The 1,705-nt window shown below is 57.7% G+C and carries 1 protein-coding gene; it reads right to left on the bottom strand.

Features of this window, described 5'->3' with window-relative positions; genetic code table 11:
- Positions 1–1,382 (bottom strand): group II intron reverse transcriptase/maturase (ltrA, locus tag ACH6EI_RS27680; protein WP_032409445.1); only part of this gene is annotated, 1,382 nt, incomplete at its 3' end.
- Positions 1,383–1,705: the final 323 nt, after the last annotated feature.

Below are 1,705 nucleotides of genomic sequence, written 5' to 3'. Positions count from 1 at the left end.
GCTTTCGTCCAGGTCGTATCATCCTTCTGGCTCCTGCGCCTGAGCGCCCGGCGCCAGAGGTTTGTTACGTGTGTCCTGAACTTCTGCATGGTGGGGAAGTTGCCCGGTACCGAGTGATAGTTCAGGTATCCCTGAACCACTCTCCTGAGCCATTTTCCCTGTTCGGGGATTGAGTAATGCCAGCGCCTTCGCAGACCGTCTTTGATGGCTTTCAGAGTTGCCGTCATCCGATCCCGGCGGGTCTTTCGTATCAGCATGAACCTGCCGTTGCGATCTTTCCCGCTGATGTGCGTGAACCCGAGGAAGTTGAACGTTTCTGGTTTGCCTTTTCCCCTGATGGCACGGTTTTCGGCAGCGAAGCGGCCGAACTCCATCAGACGGGTTTTCTCCGGGTGAACCGTGAGTCCGAACTCCCTCAGTCTGCGCTGCATGGCTATACGGAAGCGCCGGGCATCGTATCGTTTGTCGAACCCGATGACGATGTCATCGGCGTATCTGACCATTACCACATTGCCTGTGGCATAGCGACGTCGCCACTGATGCGCCCACAGATCGAAGACGTAGTGGAGGTATATGTTTGCCAGCAGCGGTGAGATGACCGCACCCTGTGGGGTGCCTTCCTCCGTTGCTCGCCATTGACCCTCCTCCGACGTCCCGGCTGTGAGCCACTTACGTATGAGCCTGATTACCCTCCGGTCGCCGATCCGATGCTCTGTGAACCTGATCAGCCATTCGTGGCTCACCCTGTCGAAGAACTGACTGATGTCGGCATCCAGTACCCAGTTTACGTTAGTGCGTACCAGCCCTGTGGCCAGTGCGTCCAGTGCATCGTGCTGGCTTCGCCCGGGTCTGAACCCGTATGAGAACCCCATAAAGTCGTTTTCATAGACTGCGTTCAGGATTTTCACCAGCGCATACTGGACGATCTTGTCCTCCAGCGAGGCGATGCCGAGCGGGCGTTGTTTTCCATCCGCTTTTGGGATGTAGTGACGCCTGCCGGGCTGCGCCCTGTAGCTGCCCTGATGTAGCCTCCGGTGCAGATCTGTTATGTTGTTCTTCATGTTTCCGGCGTAGTCCATCCACCTGATGCCATCCACTCCGGCGGCCGCTTTCCTGCTCAGGGAGAGGAATGCGGCTTCCAGTGCTTCGACTGTCAGCAGGTGGAACAATGCTGTAAACCGTTCTTTCTTCCGCTGCTTCGCAGCTTCCCGCACGCGTGACAGCCTCTGTGACATGCTTTCCCGGCTCTGTGTCCGGCGCATGTGTGGCTGTTCCGCGTTCCCCTTGGCCCCGCTCCTTCGCTCCACTGACTCCGCTCCTTTCGGGTTGTTCGCCTGCTTCGCCGCTACTATGAGCGAGTCCGACTTCTCCTCTCCGTACATCACCGGCTATGACTCCTCGTCTTCCCGGTGCGGGCCATCTCCGACACTGGCAGATGGTCAGAGGGGAGATCTCCCGGTTCCCGCGTAGAGATCGTATTGACATGCCAGGGTCTCAGACCCCGCCGGGTCCATGTGGCACTCGCAGTATCGCACCCTATGATGTTGCCTTCCGTTAACAGTACAACGTCGGCACCCGGTAATTTAATATACATTTCGTGGCTCAATGGCTGGCCTGTCAACACCCCTGTCAACGCTTCGCCCCATACCTCGCGGTATGCAACGCATGACTCGGGGACCTTGTGGATTGCTGGTCCTTCAATGGT

Origin of the sequence: Priestia sp. JSM ZJ58 (genome assembly GCF_044383985.1) — a bacterium.
GTDB lineage: Bacteria > Bacillota > Bacilli > Bacillales > Bacillaceae_H > Priestia > Priestia zanthoxyli.
The sequence above is the reverse complement of the archived record's forward strand: the minus strand, read 5'-3'. Positions and strand labels throughout refer to the sequence as shown.